Below are 16,332 nucleotides of genomic sequence, written 5' to 3'. Positions count from 1 at the left end.
AATCTTTTTTATATTGGATTTAGCACCGTGTAGAAGTCAATCTAAATATACTCTTCATTGCATAACTGGTCTTACTCATGCGTGGATTTTATAACCCTCTATGTGCTTGTTCGCTTGAAGTAGCGAAAGAATTTTCTGAATACCATCATGTTACCGGAGATGGTGAGATTTATCAGACTTCGTTAATGAGTGCTTTGATCGCTGGTGTTTACGAAGGCTCGACAACCATAGAAGAACTGCTGAAACATGGGGATTTTGGTTTAGGTACGTTCAATGAATTGGATGGTGAGTTGATTGCGTTTGATAAGGAAGTTTTTCAACTCAAGTCGGATGGCTCCGCAAACCCGGCAGACCTGGCGCAAAAAACGCCCTTTGCTGTCATGACTTTTTTTAAGCCTGATATCGAGCTGCCACTGACATCGCGCATGTCACGTCATGAAGTCCATAGCCTCATAGACGACCTGGTTCCAAGCGATAACCTATTTTGCGCAGTGCGCATTGATGGCGTTTTCGATTCAGTTCGTACTCGCACCGTACCTAAACAAACACGCCCTTATCGGCCAATGCTTGAAGTGGTCAAAGAACAACCAACGTTCCGCTTCACGCATAAGCAAGGAGTGGTCGCCGGCTTTCGCAGTCCTAAATATACGACTGGCATCAATGTGCCCGGCTATCACGAACACTTTATTACCGATGACCGCCAAGGAGGTGGTCATATTCAGGATTACAGCATTTCGTCAGGGTTCCTCCAGATTGGCAAAGTCTCGCGGCTAGTGATTGATACCCCAGTATCGACAGACTTCCTCAACGCCAATTTGGCTCCGGAAGATATAAATACCGCCATAGAAAAGGCGGAAAAGTAACAAAGTCAGGCAAATAATAAGGACAACAAATGCAATCCAAACCTTCAAATAAAAATGGAGCTCAGTTGATCGCTCAACAGCTAGAGTCTCTCGGCATTAAGTACATTTTCGGTATTCCCGGTGCAAAAATCGATCGACTGTTCGATGCGATTGAAGACACTAACATCCAAATGATTCCGGTACGTCACGAGGCTAACGGCGCATTTATGGCGGGCGTTATGGGAAGACTAACCGGCAAAGCAGGCGTCACAATGGTTACGTCAGGCCCTGGCTGTGGAAATCTAGTTACGGGGGTTGCAACAGCAAACTCCGAAGGCGATCCGCTGATTGCTATCGGTGGTGCGGTGAAACGAACTGACCAGCAAAAACAAACACACCAGAGCATGGATACCGTCAGTATTTTTCGCTCTATAACTAAGTTCAGTGCTGAAGTGCAGCATGTGGACGCCGCAAGCGAGATCATGGCGAACGCATTTCGTATCGCAGAGTCAGGTCGTCCTGGGGCTTGCTTTTTGAGTCTCCCCCAAGATGTTTTATCCGAGCAAACCCAAACGGACATTATTGTCCCCTCGCCTTACACACAGCCTGGTTGCGCAGACATCGCAGCAATCGAAGAAGCGGTCAGTCGAATCAGTAAAGCAAAGCGCTGTGTGGTTTTACTTGGCCTTCACGCGAGCCGCAGTCAAAACGCTGCTGCTATCGCTCGGTTTCTTCAAAATACGCAGCTACCCGTTGTCGGCACTTACCAGGCCGCCGGCACGGTAGACATCAATTACTATCATCACTTTGCTGGGCGTGTCGGTTTGTTTAATAACCAACCTGGCGATGTTTTACTGCGGGACGCCGATTTAATTCTCACCATCGGCTTTAGCCCAATAGAGTATGACCCTGAGCTTTGGAACAGCCACCGCAACCCAGTGATTCACCTCGATATTGAACCAGCAGAATACCAACTTAATTATCAGCCTTGTGTTGAAATCGTCGGAAATATTGCACAGTCATTAGACAAGATGGGCAGCTATATCTCTGAATATGCCCGCCTTTCCCCAACGGCACTTTCAGTACTGGAAGAGGTAGCACTGCAACGGCAAGTGATCAAAACCTATCCCAATGTCTATCACAAGCAAGGATTTCATCCACTGGCACTGATTAAAGCCATGCAATCTATCATCACACCAGATACCACGCTATGTCTTGATATGGGGAGCTTCCACATCTGGATCGCTCGTTACTTAAGTTGTTTTCGAGCTCGCCAAATGCTGGTGTCTAACGGCCAACAAACAATGGGCGTTGCACTACCATGGGCCATTGGTGCCAGCCTACTAAAACCTGGTAGCAAAGTGGTATCGATATCGGGAGACGGCGGTTTTATGCAATCGAGCATGGAGTTAGAAACCGCGGTTAGACTGAACTGCAATATCGTCCATATTGTGTGGGTTGATAACGCCTACAACATGGTAGAAATGCAAGAGATCAACAAATATCAGCGCTGCTCTGGTGTGAAATTTGGACCAATTGATTTCAAGGCGTACGCCGAATCATTTGGCGCGAAAGGCTTCGCAGTGACTAGTCAACACGAATTGCTACCGACATTGAATAAAGCCATGGACGTTGAAGGACCAGCAGTGGTGGCTATCCCCGTAGATTACAGCGACAACGACAAACTGATGTTGCCGCGCACAGAGAAAAATCAAGATCCCGTTTTTGTAAGTTTCGAAGGAGAAATCGCATGAGAGGATTAAAAAATAAAGTCGCACTCGTCACTGGTTCTGCCAATGGTATTGGTTTGGCCATCGCAAAACGTTTGTATGAAGAAGGCGCAAACGTCGCTCTTGCCGATTGGAATGAAGAGCAGTTGGCAAACGCCGTTGAGGGCTTTGATAAACAGCGTGTGTCTGCGCATTCTATGGATGTTTCTGACCCAGAAAAAGTCGCAGCACTGATTTCTGATGTTGTTACCCGTTTCGGTAAACTGGATATTTTAGTAAACAATGCTGGCGTACATGTCCCTGGTTCCGTGATTGAAGGTAGTGTGGAAGACTGGAAGAAGATCTCTGGTGTAAACATTGATGGTGTTGTTTATTGCGCGAAATTTGCTTTACCTGAACTCTTAAAAACGAAAGGTTGTATGGTAAATACCGCGTCCGTTTCCGGTTTGGGTGGTGACTGGGGTGCCGCATTCTATTGCGCGAGTAAAGGTGCAGTGGTGAACCTTACCCGAGCGATGGCATTGGACCATGGTGCGGATGGGGTAAGAATTAACGCCGTATGCCCAAGTTTAGTAAAAACCAACATGACAAACGGCTGGCCGCAGGACATCCGCGATAAATTCAATGAGCGCATTGCGCTTGGCCGAGCAGCCGAACCTGAAGAAATTGCGTCTGTCGTGACTTTCTTGGCAAGTGATGACGCATCTTTCATTAATGGCGTAAACCTACCTGTAGACGGCGGTGCCACCGCATCAGATGGTCAACCTAAAATAGTGTAAGCATTAACACTGATTGAGCAGAATTTTTAACTGTAAGGTATCCACGCAAAAAAAGAGCCGAGTTTGTACTCGGCTCTTGTGTGCCTGCTCTTAAGCCTGCGGTGTTGCTAAGCCTGCCGACGCGCCGCCTAATAACACATGATTAAATTCCATTCGAGATTCTTGGGCTTGCTCAGACAGTTCTTGTTTCTTCTTTTGAGCCAACTCAAGCGCTTCGGTTAGTTGCTGTAGCTCTGTTTGCATCTCTTCTGGTAAATGATGGTCCGAAAACCCAGATTCACAGCTGTGTTCTAAGGCAAATGCGCGAATTCTCTTACGCATGCTCATCAGGGCCGCCATTGCTTCGCGCTCTTCTTCAGCCGCCTGTTGAGCTAAGTCTTTAAAGCGCTCAAATTTCGCCAAAGCCATTCCCTCTGTTGACCAAGGGTCAATTTCCGGCAGTTCTTCAATGTTAATGGTTGGCTCTTCGTATTCTGCTTGATGTTTAATATCTAGGCTCGCCGCGCGGACAAAGGACACCATCAACATCACCGAGATAACTAACAACGGTAAACCTCCCACGATCGCAGCGGTTTGTAATGTCGATAAACCTCCCATGAACATTAGGACGGTTGGCAGAAAAGACAAAGTAAACGCCCAGAACAAACGGTTCCAGCGCATCGGTTCTTCCGTCACATCATTTTGAACCACAGACGCAAGAATGTACGAGATAGAGTCAAACGAAGTCGCCGTAAAAATGATACACAATAGTGTAAAAACACCAATAACGATTGGCCCTAACGGTAATGTGTCTAACGTTGCAAAAATAGCCGCTGGCGCGCCTGATTCGTTGAGGATTGCAATGACATCAAGCTCACCCGTCAATTGCAACGATAAACCATAGTTACCTAAAACAATGAAGAATAAGAAACAACCTAAAGAACCGTAAAATATAGAACCTACGACCATCTGTTTGATCGTTCTTCCACGCGAGATACGCGCAACAAACAATCCCATACAAGGAGCAAAGACCAACCACCATGCCCAGTAGAAAATAGTCCAGTCTTGCGGGAAGTGTGTATCTGTAAACTCACCATAACCACCAAACGGCTCCGCCCAGGTAGCCATAACAAAGAAGTTAGACAACATACGACCAATTGAATCTAAGCCCGTTTCTAACATGAACACGGTTGGCCCAACGGCAAGTATAAAGAGTAACAAGCCCATCGCACCCCAGAAGTTAATGTTACTAAGGAATTTGATCCCCTTCTCAAGCCCTGCATACGCGGAGTAACCAAAAATAGCAGTACAGAGAAGTAATACAGCCACTTGGCTGAAGGTATTGTTTGGAAGACCGAAGATATGATGTAGACCACCATTGATAAGAGGCGCTGCTAAGCCAAGCGTAGTCGCCGCGCCACCCAACATACCAAAAATAAACAACACATCAATAAACTTGCCAATACCACCGTTTGCACGCTTTTCTCCTAATACAGGCATTAACGCACTAGAGATTTTCAAAACAGGTTGTTTGCGTACATAAAAGAAGTAAGCGATAGGCAGAGCAGGAATAAGGTAAATTGACCAAGCAATCGGTCCCCAGTGAAACAGACCATAAGTCGCGGCCCAGCGAATGGCTTCTTCACTGCCTGCTTCCAACTGAAATGGTGGTGATTGATAGTAGTATGCCCACTCGATACATCCCCAATACAGAATACTTGCGCCAATACCTCCACAAAATAGCATTGCAGCCCATGAGGCGTTACCAAATTCTGGTTGCTCGTCGGCTTCACCAAGTTTGATTTGGCCAAGATCGCTGAACACGGTGTAAATCATAAAACACATTGCTGCGATACCCAGTGCGAGGTATAACACACCAAGCTTATCGGTCATGAAAAATTTGGCCGAAGCTATCCAATCCGCACCTTGTGTGGGAAATAAAATTAAGGGTATAACGACGCTGAGTAAAAGAAAGAGTGAGCCTAAGAAGGTAGGCTTATCGATGAGAGAAAATGATTTGTCCATATTATATATCCTTATATTTTCAAAGGACATGATCCACATTTCTCGCAACTTCGCCAATTCACAACACTTATCGTTACCACAAGAATAATTGTCTTTAAAAGATGCATTATGTGACGCTGATTTTGTATTCATTATTTGATGCCATAGCGTTTAAATACGGCAACTTTTCTGCCACACCATCCAGCGCTCCTACCTTTAAAAACCTCAACACTGTTTGCCACCACTGAGGATTCCACAAGCTTAAACGTCGGTTCTAGATAACCCTCCAACTCCCCACTTCGCAAACAAAATGGAGGGAAGCGAGAGTGGTAATCATCATCTATAACGAAACAACCAATTAACAAACCGTCTCTTGTCAGCAATTTATCCACCATAGCAAAGTAATCTGGCCACTGGTCTCTCGGTAGTGCAGCGAGAAAGGATTGATTTTGGCGCAACATGGATGGATGCCGAACTCGCAGCCCCAGCCAATGACAGCGCTTGGCAGACGTTCAACGCCAAAGTGACATTCCCCCAAGCGGGCTACTACGAAGTTGGGGCAAAGGCGACTGATGACCAAGAGGTGGGCCAACCTTTTGCTATCACATGGAACCCGAAAGGTTACCTCAACAACACCTTCCACCGAATCGCGCTGATTGTTAAGGGTTAAACATGAAGGGGGAATAACAGTGAAAGCAACATCCTTAAATAAGCGGGTTTTCCCGCTCTCGTTTACTTTTCTCGCGCTGTTAAGTTACTCAGCCTTAGCAAACAATGACGAGTTGATAGCCGCAGGCGAACAGCAAGCGATGGTGTGTAAAGCTTGTCACCAGTTTGAAAAATGGAGGAAGTGCTTGTGGGGCTGCCTCTTTGGGGCTTAGCAGAGCGTGATATTGCCGGCTTTACAGGCTTCAATTACAGCGAAGCCATCAAACAGCATCAAGGTCAATGGGACGCAGAAAAACTGGATGCTTTTTTTGGCGTCACCACCGGAGTTTGCTCCGGGCACAAACATGGTCTTTCCCGGCGTAAAAGACCCGGGTGCGCGAGCCGCAATCATTGCATGGCTAGCAACCCAAAACCCTACACGCCACCAGATTGGAATACTGCTTCATCTGAAATGGAGGTCAAATCAGCTGGTGATGGGATATTAGCGCCAGGAGAGAATATGGAACTCGTCGCGGCAGTCTGCTCAGCCTGTCATTCGTTACACATGGTCACACAACAATGACTAAGCCGCCAACGATGAGATGAAACCTTAGACTGGATGATTGAAGAGCAAGGGATGGATGAACTGCCGGGTGATAATCGCGAAGCCATTCTGAAATACCTTTCGACCTATTATGGGGGTAACTCCCGCCTTTAAAACTAACGCTTATTGATATTTTACATACGTATTCTTTCTGTGTGAGTATCCCCTCAACAGGAATAGAGTGAAGTAACCTCTGTTATTTCACAGTATGTATCGATGAGGTTTAAAAGATTGAAGGCAGAAGAGTTTTTTGACAACCATTACCTTTCTATTTGGGTTTTTCTTGTTGGCGTGGCAGTCATTACCTTGATTATGATGGGAGGCGGCATGGCAGTAACGTTGCTGGCAATATTGATTGACCAGTCGTCTGAGCACTTAACTACTGATACTTTCTTGGCTCTAAACTTTTCTTTTGCTGGGGTCATGACTCTACTGCTTGTTATCCCAAACATGATGATTGTTAGAGGCAAACCTAAAGCGGCAGAAATCAACTTAATCAATATTTACTTTCAGTTCCTTGTTTACGCTCTTGGCCTATTCCTTCTTGAAGATGAACATAAACTTTTTTTTGTTAGTTTTGTACTTTTTCCTATTATCGCTCTCTGGCTCATGGCATCGACCAAATATCATACATTTGTGACTTACTTTTCAGCGATTAAAAAAGAACCAGACAGTTTCCGCGAATACTTTCTAAAGAAGTCTCAGTGACGACTAACACTTCTGCCACACCATCCATTGCTCTCTGCCTTTAAAAACCTCAACACTGTTTGCCACCACTGAGGACTTCACAAGTTCAAACGTGGGCTCTAGAAAAGATGCCAGTTCCCCACTTCGCAAACAAAATGGAGGGAAGCGAGAGTGGTAATCATCATCTATAACGAAATAACCAATTAACAAACCGTCTCTTGGCAGCAATTTATCCACCATAGAGAAATATTCTGACCACATGTCTCTCGGTAGTGCTGCGAGAAAGGCCCGCTCGTAAATGACATCAAACGAGTGAGAAAAATCGGCATTAAATACATCACCCAATACGACTTTATCTTTGTAGTTACCTAACGTTGATTGCGCCATTTTTACCGCTTCTTGGCTGTAATCCATCGCGATCACGTCATGCCCATATTGAATAAAAGTGCTCAGTTCATAAGCGGCACCACACCCAGGAATAAACACTGACTGGCCTACATGAAGTGAATTGTCGAGATAGTCCTTGAGTTCTTGAGGTGTCGATTGGGCATCCCAAGGCATAGTGCCTCGGATAAACAAATCATCCCAGAATTGTGTGTTAATCATTGGTGCCTGTTTCATTTACCCGCTCCCTGATTGCGGTAGTAAAAAATAAAGGGATACGCAGCGCAATGTGGTATCCCTTTTCTAGCCTTTTGTCTGACGTTGTTAGTTTTTTATGACAACCACTTTCTACTGCACTTATGCCACCAATGAGTTAACTGCGAAGATCATTGATTAACGGCTGCTCCGCTTGGTTCGGTACAAACTGGACATTGCCTTTCAGTTTAGTGACAGACTGGAGTGTTGCTTGAATGTCCTCTGCTGATACATGCACATCATGACAACAGAAAGTAATGGCATCGTTGAAGCCATCGCGCTCAATTTTCAAGGAGCCTTTAATATCGTGGCGACGACAGACTTCTTGGATCTGATGCGGATAAACAAACAGCCCTTTTACTTTCACCGCGGAGTCTGCTCGTCCCATCCAGCCCTTAATTCGTGCATTCGTGCGTGAAGAATCAGAACTTGTCTCTAGATATGCCGATAAATCTCCCGTTGCGTAGCGAATCAGCGGGAACTTCTCATCAAGCGAGGTTACAACGACTTCACCGACTTCTCCCGGTTGTACAGGAACACCATCAGGATCAACGATTTCAACAATAATATCTTCGGCAATCACTAATCCTTGTTCACCAGACACTTGATAAGCAATCAAACCAAGCTCTGCACTTGCGTAGGCTTGAAAGACTGCAATGCCTTTTTCCTCAAACATCTGTTGCATGTCTGCTGTAACCGCTTCACCAGAGACCAGAGCTTTCTCAAAGCTAGGCAGCTCATTGTATTTCTCTTGGTACTTTTGTAGCAACGTCAGCAAATAAGAAGGTGTGCCAGTGTAACCATTAGGTTGAAGCTGTTTAATTGCCTCTATTTGCGCTTCGGTATTGCCTACTCCAGCCGGAAATACCGCACAGCCACAAGCCCTTGCGCCACCATCCATAATAAATCCGCCAGGAGAGAAATGGTAAGAGAGCGTGTTATGCACTAAATCACCCGCACAGAACCCAGCAGCGTGAAACGCGCGCCCCATACGCCAGAAATCGGCCTCATCCGTTTGAGCCTCATATAAAGGCCCAGGAGACTGAAAAACACGCGCCATTTGACCAATGGCAACGCTATTTAAGCCACCAAACGGCGGTTTAAGTTGCTGCTGATTAGGTACATTGAACTTACGTGTAATCGGGAACTGAGCAAGCCCTTCACGATTGTTTGCCAATGTAGGATCTAACTCAGAAAAATGCGCTGCGTAATGTTCGCTATTGCCTTTCGAATTTTCAATCAGCGCAGGCAAACGTTGAAACAGCGACTCTTCTCGCGCCTGTAGAGACAACGATTCTTTCGCATCAAATAGTTCGTTCATCCTTGCTCCTTACAACCAACGCTTACGACGTTTGTAAGATTTCAGATTCTTAAAGCTCTTGCGATCTTCATCGCCGCCGCCAAGGTAGAATTCTTTTACGTCTTCATTGTTTAGCAATTCGTGCTTGCTGCCATCTAGTACGATTTTGCCTGATTCCATGATGTAACCGTAATCGGCCGCTTGAAGAGCGAAGTTGGCATTCTGTTCAACCAAAAGCATGGTAATACCTTGCTCTTTGTTGATCTTGTTAATAATGCTGAATACTTCTTTAACTAGCAGTGGAGAAAGCCCCATAGACGGTTCGTCCAACAAAATCATCTTCGGTCGAGCCATTAACGCTCGGCCAATCGCTAACATTTGTTGCTCACCGCCAGACAAATAGCCCGCCAGGCCAGTGCGCTCTTTGAGTCGCGGGAAATAGTCAAACACCATTTCGATGTCTTGTTCAACTTCGTTGTCAGAGCGTGTATAAGCGCCTAAGCGAAGATTTTCTATTACCGTCATATCTTCAACAATTCGGCGCCCTTCCATAACTTGGAAGATGCCCGAACGGACGATCTCTTCCGGGCTTTTGTTGTCTATACGCTCGCCCATGAAGTTGATTTCGCCGCGCGTCACTTCACCATCTTCGGTTTTCAATAAACCAGAAATGGCTTTCAACGTTGTGGATTTACCCGCACCGTTGGCGCCCAGTAAGGTCACAATCTGCCCTTTTGGAACTTCTAAACTCACACCGCGAAGTACTAGTATTACTTCGTCGTAGACGACTTCAATGTTGTTCACTGAAAGCAGTATTTCTGCCGGTTCGATATTCGTTGCTAATTCAGCCATCAAGCTACTCCTTGCTAGGGTGAGAGTGTTCTCTCACCCATCCTTATTTTCAGTAAGCTTTGTTATTAATAAGTCGTAGATTAGTAACCTAGCCAATCGTCACGACGTGACAATGTCACCTGAGATACTTTCTTAATATCAACTGCGCCGCCATCGTTGTTGCCCATAAAGACGTTCACGGTTGTTGTGCCTCGGTGATCTTCCGGTTTCCAGTTCGCAGGGACACAAACACCTTCTAAGCCTTGTGGTACCCAGTTGTCATGGACATACATGCCCTTCTTGATGTTTTCACCTGTGATGCCACCGTTGTCTTTCGCCCACTCCATTGCTTCTTTCATATAGAACGCAGAACAAATACCGCGAATGTAATGGTGAGTTCTGAATTCGCCCGGCTCTGATTCAGACTGCTTAGAAATCTCACGGACCAGTTTCATGCCTTCATTATCATCTCCCCAAAACGCTGTCATACCTGGGAAAACGTAATCTTTAAGGCCATCGCCTGCTGCTTCAAGCACTGGCTTATCGCCGCCCCAAATGTTTGCCATGTACTGGAACTCTGTCCCAACCGTGTTACAAGACTTCACTAGTGAGATAACCGAGCTACCGATATTAGCAATGTAACCGTAGTTGGTGCCTGACTCTTTCAGCGACAAACATTGCGCTTTGAAGTCCCCTGGTTTTAGTGACACAACGACTGGGTTTTGCACATCAAAACCAAGCTCTTTGGCGTACTCTGCACACGCTTCTTTTGGCGCATTCGGGAATGGATGGTTATCGCCAATGTGCGTAAATTTCGGCGCACCTTGATTGCCCTTAGATTCCCAATCTTCTTTCGCCCACTTAACTAGCGCACGGCACGCATCCGAGTACGACGCACCATAAAAGAAGTTATAAGGCGCTGGTTTCGCGGTTTTTGGGTTTTTACCGGTTGGGTCAGTTAAGTGACCAGAGTAAGAAGCAGAGAACACCGGCACTTTGTCTTTGGTAACAAACGAAATAAGCGCTTCGGTATCCGCCGTACCCCAACCTTGCAGCGCAACCATGTCTTTACGCGCAACCCAACGTTTATAGTTAGAAATCGCCACTGGTACTTTGTACGCCATGTCTACTGTTTCAAATTCGAGCTCGGTACCGTTAATGCCACCGTTTTGGTTAATCCAACGCAATGCGTCTCGCACGCCAGAACCATAAGGCTTGCTCACATAGGCAGTTGGTCCAGAAAAGTCGACTAATTGCCCGACAAACACAGAATCTTTTGCCCAAGTTGCAGTAGTAAACAGTGCAGATGACAGCACCAACGTTGTCGCTAAATGTCCTTTGTTCATAACTCGTTGTCCTTGTTATTGAGGTATATTCCACTTAATTCCACGTTAATATGAGAACGGATAGTGTTTCCAATATGCTCGAATCTGTTGCCAGCGATGCGATAATCCTTGAGGTTCGAAAATGAGGAACAGCATGATGACTAAACCAATCGCCATCTCTTTGAAGTAAGCCAGACCATCAGTGAAAGCGGTGGTATCACCAAACGCTGAAAGCCCCGTTACGCCAAACTCCAAAACTTCAGGCAGCAATACGATAAATATCGTCCCCATCAATGTGCCTTTGACTGAACCCAAGCCACCAATGATGATCATTGCCAAGAACTGGATAGACATCATGATGGTGAAGCCTTCTGCTGATACAAACCCTAGATAATGTCCGTAGAGTGCCCCCCCGATGCCTGCATAGAATGCACACACTCCAAATGAGAGCAGACGATACTTGGTTAGGTTGATACCCATGATCTCTGCTGACAAATAGTGATCTCGTACTGAGACAAACGCGCGACCGTCACGAGAACGGATTAAGTTTGATGCCCACATATACATGAAGATCAGCGCAAACAGAGCGATGTAGAAGAAGCTTTCGTCAGTCGTAAACTCAAAGCCAAACAAATTAATTGGGTTCGCGCTTGCACCGTATGAGCCGCCACTGAACCAATCTGCGCGAGCAAAGAAGTCCTCTAAAATAAACTGCGCCGCCAACGTTGCGATAGCTAGATATAAACCTTTAATTCGAGCGGCTGGCAGACCAAACAGCATCCCCACAATCATGGTTAAGTAACCCGCAAGCGGAATCGCAAACACGACTGGAATGTTAAACTGGTTATTTAGCCAAGCCGATGCAAAGGCGCCAAAGCCAAAGAACGCACCGTGACCTAGCGAGATTTGTCCGGTAAAACCAACCAGAATGTTTAAGCCCAATGCCGCGATACCGAGGTATGCAATCTGAATAAACAGGTTTAGGAAGTAAATATCCAAGACCAGCGGTGCTGCCAGCATGGCGATGACACCAGCAATCGCAAGGCTTCTGATGGTTTTGGTTTCAAAAATTGGCGTATCGCTTTTGTATGTGGTTCGAAAATCCCCACATGGGCGCATGCTAAGTTGAGCCATGTGATTTCTCCTTAAATACGCTCAATATCTTTGGTACCAAACAGGCCATATGGCTTGAAGGCAAGAATGATTAACAGCACATAGAATGGTGCGATGTTGTATAAGTTACCCACTTGCAGGTATTGGCTATCAAAAAACTCAGCCAAGTTTTCTAGCACCCCGATGGTAATACCACCGACAATTGCGCCGACTACCGAATCTAAGCCACCTAAAATAACGGCTGGGAAAACTTTGATACCAATAATGGATAGCGCGTCAGATACGCCGTTAACGATACCGATAACAATCCCTGCTGTTGCAGATACCATTGCCGAAATGGCCCAACTGATGGTGAACACTTTCTTGATGGAAATGCCAAGACTCTGGGCTACTTGCTGGTTGAATGCCGTTGCGCGCATTGCCAGACCCATTTTGCTGAATTTGAAGAACCAGTAGAACGCGCCCATGATGAGCATTGAGAAGATCAAGCTCATAATGTAAGCAAACTCAACATTCAAACCTCCGATATTCACCACGTTGGTTTCGAACACTTGCGGGTACGACACAGCAGAGACACCGAATATCCACTTCATCAGCGCTTGGAAAAACATCGATAGACCAATGGTCACCATAATCACAGAGATAATCGGTTCACCAATCAACGGTCTGAGCACAATGGTTTGCACGGCGATACCAAAAATCATCATGAATGCGAGCGTGAGTAAAAAGCCTATAAAAAACGGTAACTGTAGGTGTACCAATGCCGCCCAACATACCCATGCGCCAATCAACAAGAACTCACCCTGAGCAAAGTTGACCACCTGGGTCGATTTGTAGATCAATACAAAGCACATGGCGACAACGCCATACAACATGCCAACGATCACGCCATTAATGACGAGTTGCAGTAATAAATCCGTATTCACTATGCGATCCTCCGTTGTTCGCTATCCACTAGTGTTGGCTCATGCTCAATAAGCGTTTCAATAACTAGCGACGTTTGAATGCGTGTTTTAGTGCCATCTTGATAAGTGATCACTGTATCGACATCGACTTTTGGATCGTCGCTGTAGATGGTTTCGATGATGTCTCCGTATTTCTCTGCAACCACACCACGACGCACTTTACGCGTACGAGTTAACTCGCCATCGTCGGCATCCAGCTCTTTGTAAAGTAGAATGAATTTGCTGATCTTCTGTGCATCCGGTAGGGATTCGTTCACTTTTTGAACTTCTTCACGAATCGCTTGGTACACTTCTGGTTGAGCAGATAAGTTGGTGTAGTTGGTAAATGCCAAGCCGCGTTGCTCTGCCCACTTCGCGACGATCGCATAGCGAATACAGATGATGGCAGACAGCCAAGGTCGACCTTTACCTACCACCACGGCTTCTGCAATAAACGGCGAGAACTTGAGTTTGTTTTCAATGAACTGCGGAGAGTAGCGGTCGCCGTGGCTGGTTTCCGACATATCTTTCAGACGATCAATCACCACCAAGTGACCGGAATCTTTAAAATAGCCCGCATCGCCTGTGTGCATCCAACCATCTTGAACATCTTCATCATATGCTGCTTGGTTGTTTAAGTAGCCAGTAAACATGCCTGTACTTTTCGCGATGATTTCACCAACGCCATTGCTGTCTGGGTTGATGACTTTCACTTCTGCATTATCAAACGCAACGCCGACCGAATCATAGTCCACGTCATCGGCTTGGTGGACGGTGTACGCACCACACATTTCGGTTTGACCGTAAAGCTGCTTGAGTGGTACACCGATCGCTTGCAAGTAACGGAAAGTATCCGGTCCCATCGCCGCACCGCCGGTTGCCGCAGATGTCAGGTTCGAAAAGCCTAAACGGTCTCGCAAAGCACGCAAAAGAATCCATTCGGCGAGTTTAGAACGTTTGCCCTGCTCTAACGCTTTGTTGGCTAAGCTCATGCCCAGTTTGTACATCTTTTGCTTAAACGGTGTCGAATCCATCATTCGTGCAGACACGTCTGCCACAATGTTTTCCCACACACGTGGCGCTAACAGTACAAAGTTTGGACCGATTTCACGCAAGTCGGACATCATGGTTTCTTGTTCTTCCACAAAGTTAACGATTTGACGAGAAATCAACGCCTGACCAACCACGTAAACCTGCTCCATAATCCAAGGCAAAGGCAGAACAGAAACGTAGTTGTCGCCTGGGGAACGAGGGTCTGCACGCAAGTAAGCCGCACAGTGATCCAAGAACGTGCCACTGTGTAGCTGAGCCAATTTTGGTTTAGAAGTCGTACCCGACGTAGTACAAAGAATTGAAAGATCGCTGCCTTTGGTTTCAACAACCATATTGAGATATTTGTCTGGGTCCGCTTTATCAATCAGCTGACCTTTTTTGTAGACCTGTTCAACATCAATTAATCTTGGATCATCGTATTTACGCATTCCACGAGGATCGCAGTAAATAATGTATTCAACGCTAGGAATTTCATCACCAAGCTCAAGCAGCTTGTCGCATTGCTCTTCATCTTCGGCAATCACGACTTTTGCTTTTGCATAGTTGATAAGGTACGCCACCTCTTCGTGCATAGAATCTTGATAGATGCCCAGCGAGAAACCTTTGATCGCATGTGCCGCTAACTCGCCCCATACCCATTCAGGGCGGTTATCACCCAGCAAACCAACGACATCTTGCTCACCAATACCCAAATCTCGTAGTGCCAGTGCCATCCACTTCACTCGATTTTCATAATCCTTCCAAGTGAACTCTCGCCATATACCAAACTCCTTTTCACGCATTGCGACTTGTTCGGGCCAGTTCTTGGCATTGTGTTGCAACACTTTTGGAAAGGTATCTAAGCGGGTTATATCTGCCCAATCATTATGTTGCTGTGCCATTATGCACTCTCCTCTAATGTCGGTAACTCTTCGCCTAAGTACGCTTGTTTCACATGTGGGTTGGCCATCACTTCTTCAGGCTCACCCGTAGCAATGTGTTTACCGAAATCCAAAACCAAAACGCGATTAGAGATGTCCATGACCACGCCCATGTCGTGCTCAATCATGATGATCGTGATATCTAATTCTTCATTCAGATCCATGATGTAACGTGCCATGTCTTCCTTTTCTTCCAAGTTCATACCTGCCATTGGTTCATCAAGCAGCAGTAACTTAGGTTTTAAGGCAATGGCACGAGCAAGCTCTACACGCTTACGTAAGCCGTAAGATAGGGTGCCTGCAGTCGCTTTTCGGATGTGCTGGATTTCTAGAAAATCGATCACGTCTTCCACATATTTGCGGTGCGCCATCTCTTCTTTCTGCGCATTAGAGAACCAATAGAGTGGCCCCGTGACGAAGTTGTTTTTTAGTAGGTGGTGTCGGCCAACCATGATGTTGTCCAGTACCGACATGTGAGAAAAGAGCGCTAAGTTTTGGAAGGTTCTTCCCAACCCTAACTCAGCTCGTTGGCTAGGTGTCCGTTTAGTTACATCATCTCCAGCGAAGATTACAGAGCCTTTGTTTGGTGTGTATCGACCAGAGATGCAATTGAGCATTGAGGTTTTACCTGCACCGTTTGGGCCAATGATTGAAAAAATTTCCTTTTCATTCACATGGAAGCTCACGTCAGTTAAAGCTTTCACCCCACCAAAAGCCAATGAAATATCGTTTACCTGCAACAGAGGCGATTCCGATACCATAGTTGATCTCCCTTTCGTTATTTTAAGTGCGTTCCATTGAGCACTATTTGATCAAACCTAACTTTGATACTGGTAACCGCTTTTACACCTATGCATCAACTTTGTATTCAGTTTACGTAAACGTCAATTTAAAATCAGAATAGTGCCTGAAAGATTAAGTTGCAATCGAGTTC

The 16,332-nt window shown here is 45.9% G+C and carries 14 protein-coding genes and 2 pseudogenes; 6 read left to right on the top strand and 10 right to left on the bottom strand.

The genetic code is table 11. The features are described 5' to 3' along the window. The first annotated feature begins 77 nt into the window (after nucleotides 1–77). Genes budA through R7O03_RS16595 form a run of 3 tightly spaced genes read left to right on the top strand, consistent with a single transcriptional unit; the run spans nucleotide 78 to nucleotide 3,351 of the window. A complete protein-coding gene (gene budA / locus R7O03_RS16605) occupies nucleotides 78–863 on the top strand; it encodes an acetolactate decarboxylase (protein WP_053304714.1) in 786 nt (261 codons plus the stop codon). A gap of 29 nt (nucleotides 864–892) precedes the next feature. Then, nucleotides 893–2,596 carry an acetolactate synthase AlsS gene (gene alsS, locus R7O03_RS16600; protein WP_158173444.1) on the top strand — a complete coding sequence of 568 codons (1,704 nt, stop codon included), beginning with the start codon at nucleotides 893–895 and terminating at the stop codon, nucleotides 2,594–2,596. Next, nucleotides 2,593–3,351: an SDR family NAD(P)-dependent oxidoreductase gene (locus R7O03_RS16595; protein ID WP_258481953.1), complete on the top strand. Its 759-nt coding sequence runs from the start codon at nucleotides 2,593–2,595 to the stop codon at nucleotides 3,349–3,351. The genes alsS and R7O03_RS16595 overlap by 4 nt, the downstream gene beginning before the upstream one ends. A 90-nt stretch (nucleotides 3,352–3,441) precedes the next feature. Here the strand turns inward: R7O03_RS16595 and R7O03_RS16590 are convergent, their stop codons facing one another. After that, nucleotides 3,442–5,355: a BCCT family transporter gene (locus R7O03_RS16590; RefSeq protein ID WP_318131882.1), complete on the bottom strand. Its 1,914-nt coding sequence runs from the start codon at nucleotides 5,353–5,355 to the stop codon at nucleotides 3,442–3,444. A gap of 131 nt (nucleotides 5,356–5,486) precedes the next feature. Then, nucleotides 5,487–5,795 carry a TPMT family class I SAM-dependent methyltransferase gene (locus R7O03_RS16585; RefSeq protein ID WP_226083206.1) on the bottom strand — a complete coding sequence of 103 codons (309 nt, stop codon included), beginning with the start codon at nucleotides 5,793–5,795 and terminating at the stop codon, nucleotides 5,487–5,489. Between R7O03_RS16585 and R7O03_RS16580 the strand changes: the two are divergent. From R7O03_RS16580 to R7O03_RS16570, 3 genes and pseudogenes are all read left to right on the top strand, one after another. Next, a pseudogene (locus R7O03_RS16580) lies at nucleotides 5,780–6,004 on the top strand (molybdopterin containing oxidoreductase); the annotation flags it as partial. The gene R7O03_RS16585 and the pseudogene R7O03_RS16580 sit on opposite strands and share 16 nt — an antisense overlap. A gap of 76 nt (nucleotides 6,005–6,080) precedes the next feature. Continuing rightward, nucleotides 6,081–6,700, top strand: a pseudogene (locus tag R7O03_RS16575) (c-type cytochrome). Between the two features lie 102 nt (nucleotides 6,701–6,802). Next, entirely contained in the window at nucleotides 6,803–7,294 is a 492-nt protein-coding gene (locus R7O03_RS16570; RefSeq protein WP_213903272.1) for a hypothetical protein, read from the top strand. 3 nt (nucleotides 7,295–7,297) lie between these two features. Here R7O03_RS16570 and R7O03_RS16565 read toward each other — a convergent pair whose 3' ends face one another. From R7O03_RS16565 to R7O03_RS16530, 8 genes are all read right to left on the bottom strand, one after another. Continuing rightward, nucleotides 7,298–7,894 (bottom strand): methyltransferase domain-containing protein, encoded by a 597-nt coding sequence (locus R7O03_RS16565; protein WP_213907003.1) that lies wholly within the window; start codon nucleotides 7,892–7,894, stop codon nucleotides 7,298–7,300. A 136-nt stretch (nucleotides 7,895–8,030) separates the two neighbouring features. Then, nucleotides 8,031–9,233: a phenylacetate--CoA ligase family protein gene (locus R7O03_RS16560; protein WP_258481951.1), complete on the bottom strand. Its 1,203-nt coding sequence runs from the start codon at nucleotides 9,231–9,233 to the stop codon at nucleotides 8,031–8,033. Between the two features lie 9 nt (nucleotides 9,234–9,242). After that, nucleotides 9,243–10,064 (bottom strand): ABC transporter ATP-binding protein, encoded by an 822-nt coding sequence (locus R7O03_RS16555; protein WP_017633695.1) that lies wholly within the window; start codon nucleotides 10,062–10,064, stop codon nucleotides 9,243–9,245. Between the two features lie 80 nt (nucleotides 10,065–10,144). Continuing rightward, complete coding sequence (locus R7O03_RS16550; protein ID WP_005373285.1) at nucleotides 10,145–11,389, bottom strand: ABC transporter substrate-binding protein; 1,245 nt, start codon at nucleotides 11,387–11,389, stop codon at nucleotides 10,145–10,147. 45 nt (nucleotides 11,390–11,434) lie between these two features. Beyond that, nucleotides 11,435–12,502: a branched-chain amino acid ABC transporter permease gene (locus R7O03_RS16545; RefSeq protein WP_005382737.1), complete on the bottom strand. Its 1,068-nt coding sequence runs from the start codon at nucleotides 12,500–12,502 to the stop codon at nucleotides 11,435–11,437. Nucleotides 12,503–12,513: 11 nt separating this feature from the next. Beyond that, nucleotides 12,514–13,407, bottom strand: coding sequence for a branched-chain amino acid ABC transporter permease (locus R7O03_RS16540; RefSeq protein ID WP_318131881.1), 894 nt, complete (start codon nucleotides 13,405–13,407; stop codon nucleotides 12,514–12,516). After that, a complete protein-coding gene (locus tag R7O03_RS16535) occupies nucleotides 13,407–15,359 on the bottom strand; it encodes a long-chain fatty acid--CoA ligase (protein WP_005373296.1) in 1,953 nt (650 codons plus the stop codon). The genes R7O03_RS16540 and R7O03_RS16535 overlap by 1 nt, the downstream gene beginning before the upstream one ends. Then, nucleotides 15,359–16,159 carry an ABC transporter ATP-binding protein gene (locus R7O03_RS16530; protein ID WP_005373297.1) on the bottom strand — a complete coding sequence of 267 codons (801 nt, stop codon included), beginning with the start codon at nucleotides 16,157–16,159 and terminating at the stop codon, nucleotides 15,359–15,361. The genes R7O03_RS16535 and R7O03_RS16530 overlap by 1 nt, the downstream gene beginning before the upstream one ends. Nucleotides 16,160–16,332: the final 173 nt, after the last annotated feature.

The organism is Vibrio sp. Vb2960 (assembly GCF_033337665.1).
In the GTDB taxonomy this organism is placed as follows: domain Bacteria; phylum Pseudomonadota; class Gammaproteobacteria; order Enterobacterales; family Vibrionaceae; genus Vibrio; species Vibrio alginolyticus.
This window is presented reverse-complemented; position numbering and strand designations above follow the sequence as displayed.

Coding starts and splice junctions, on each gene's coding strand:
- budA (WP_053304714.1), top strand. CDS start 78: ATGCGTGGATTTTATAACCCTCTATGTGCTTGTTCGCTTGAAGTAGCG.
- alsS (WP_158173444.1), top strand. CDS start 893: ATGCAATCCAAACCTTCAAATAAAAATGGAGCTCAGTTGATCGCTCAA.
- R7O03_RS16595 (WP_258481953.1), top strand. CDS start 2,593: ATGAGAGGATTAAAAAATAAAGTCGCACTCGTCACTGGTTCTGCCAAT.
- R7O03_RS16590 (WP_318131882.1), bottom strand. CDS start 5,355: ATGGACAAATCATTTTCTCTCATCGATAAGCCTACCTTCTTAGGCTCA.
- R7O03_RS16585 (WP_226083206.1), bottom strand. CDS start 5,795: ATGTTGCGCCAAAATCAATCCTTTCTCGCTGCACTACCGAGAGACCAG.
- R7O03_RS16570 (WP_213903272.1), top strand. CDS start 6,803: ATGAGGTTTAAAAGATTGAAGGCAGAAGAGTTTTTTGACAACCATTAC.
- R7O03_RS16565 (WP_213907003.1), bottom strand. CDS start 7,894: ATGAAACAGGCACCAATGATTAACACACAATTCTGGGATGATTTGTTT.
- R7O03_RS16560 (WP_258481951.1), bottom strand. CDS start 9,233: ATGAACGAACTATTTGATGCGAAAGAATCGTTGTCTCTACAGGCGCGA.
- R7O03_RS16555 (WP_017633695.1), bottom strand. CDS start 10,064: ATGGCTGAATTAGCAACGAATATCGAACCGGCAGAAATACTGCTTTCA.
- R7O03_RS16550 (WP_005373285.1), bottom strand. CDS start 11,389: ATGAACAAAGGACATTTAGCGACAACGTTGGTGCTGTCATCTGCACTG.
- R7O03_RS16545 (WP_005382737.1), bottom strand. CDS start 12,502: ATGGCTCAACTTAGCATGCGCCCATGTGGGGATTTTCGAACCACATAC.
- R7O03_RS16535 (WP_005373296.1), bottom strand. CDS start 15,359: ATGGCACAGCAACATAATGATTGGGCAGATATAACCCGCTTAGATACC.
- R7O03_RS16530 (WP_005373297.1), bottom strand. CDS start 16,159: ATGGTATCGGAATCGCCTCTGTTGCAGGTAAACGATATTTCATTGGCT.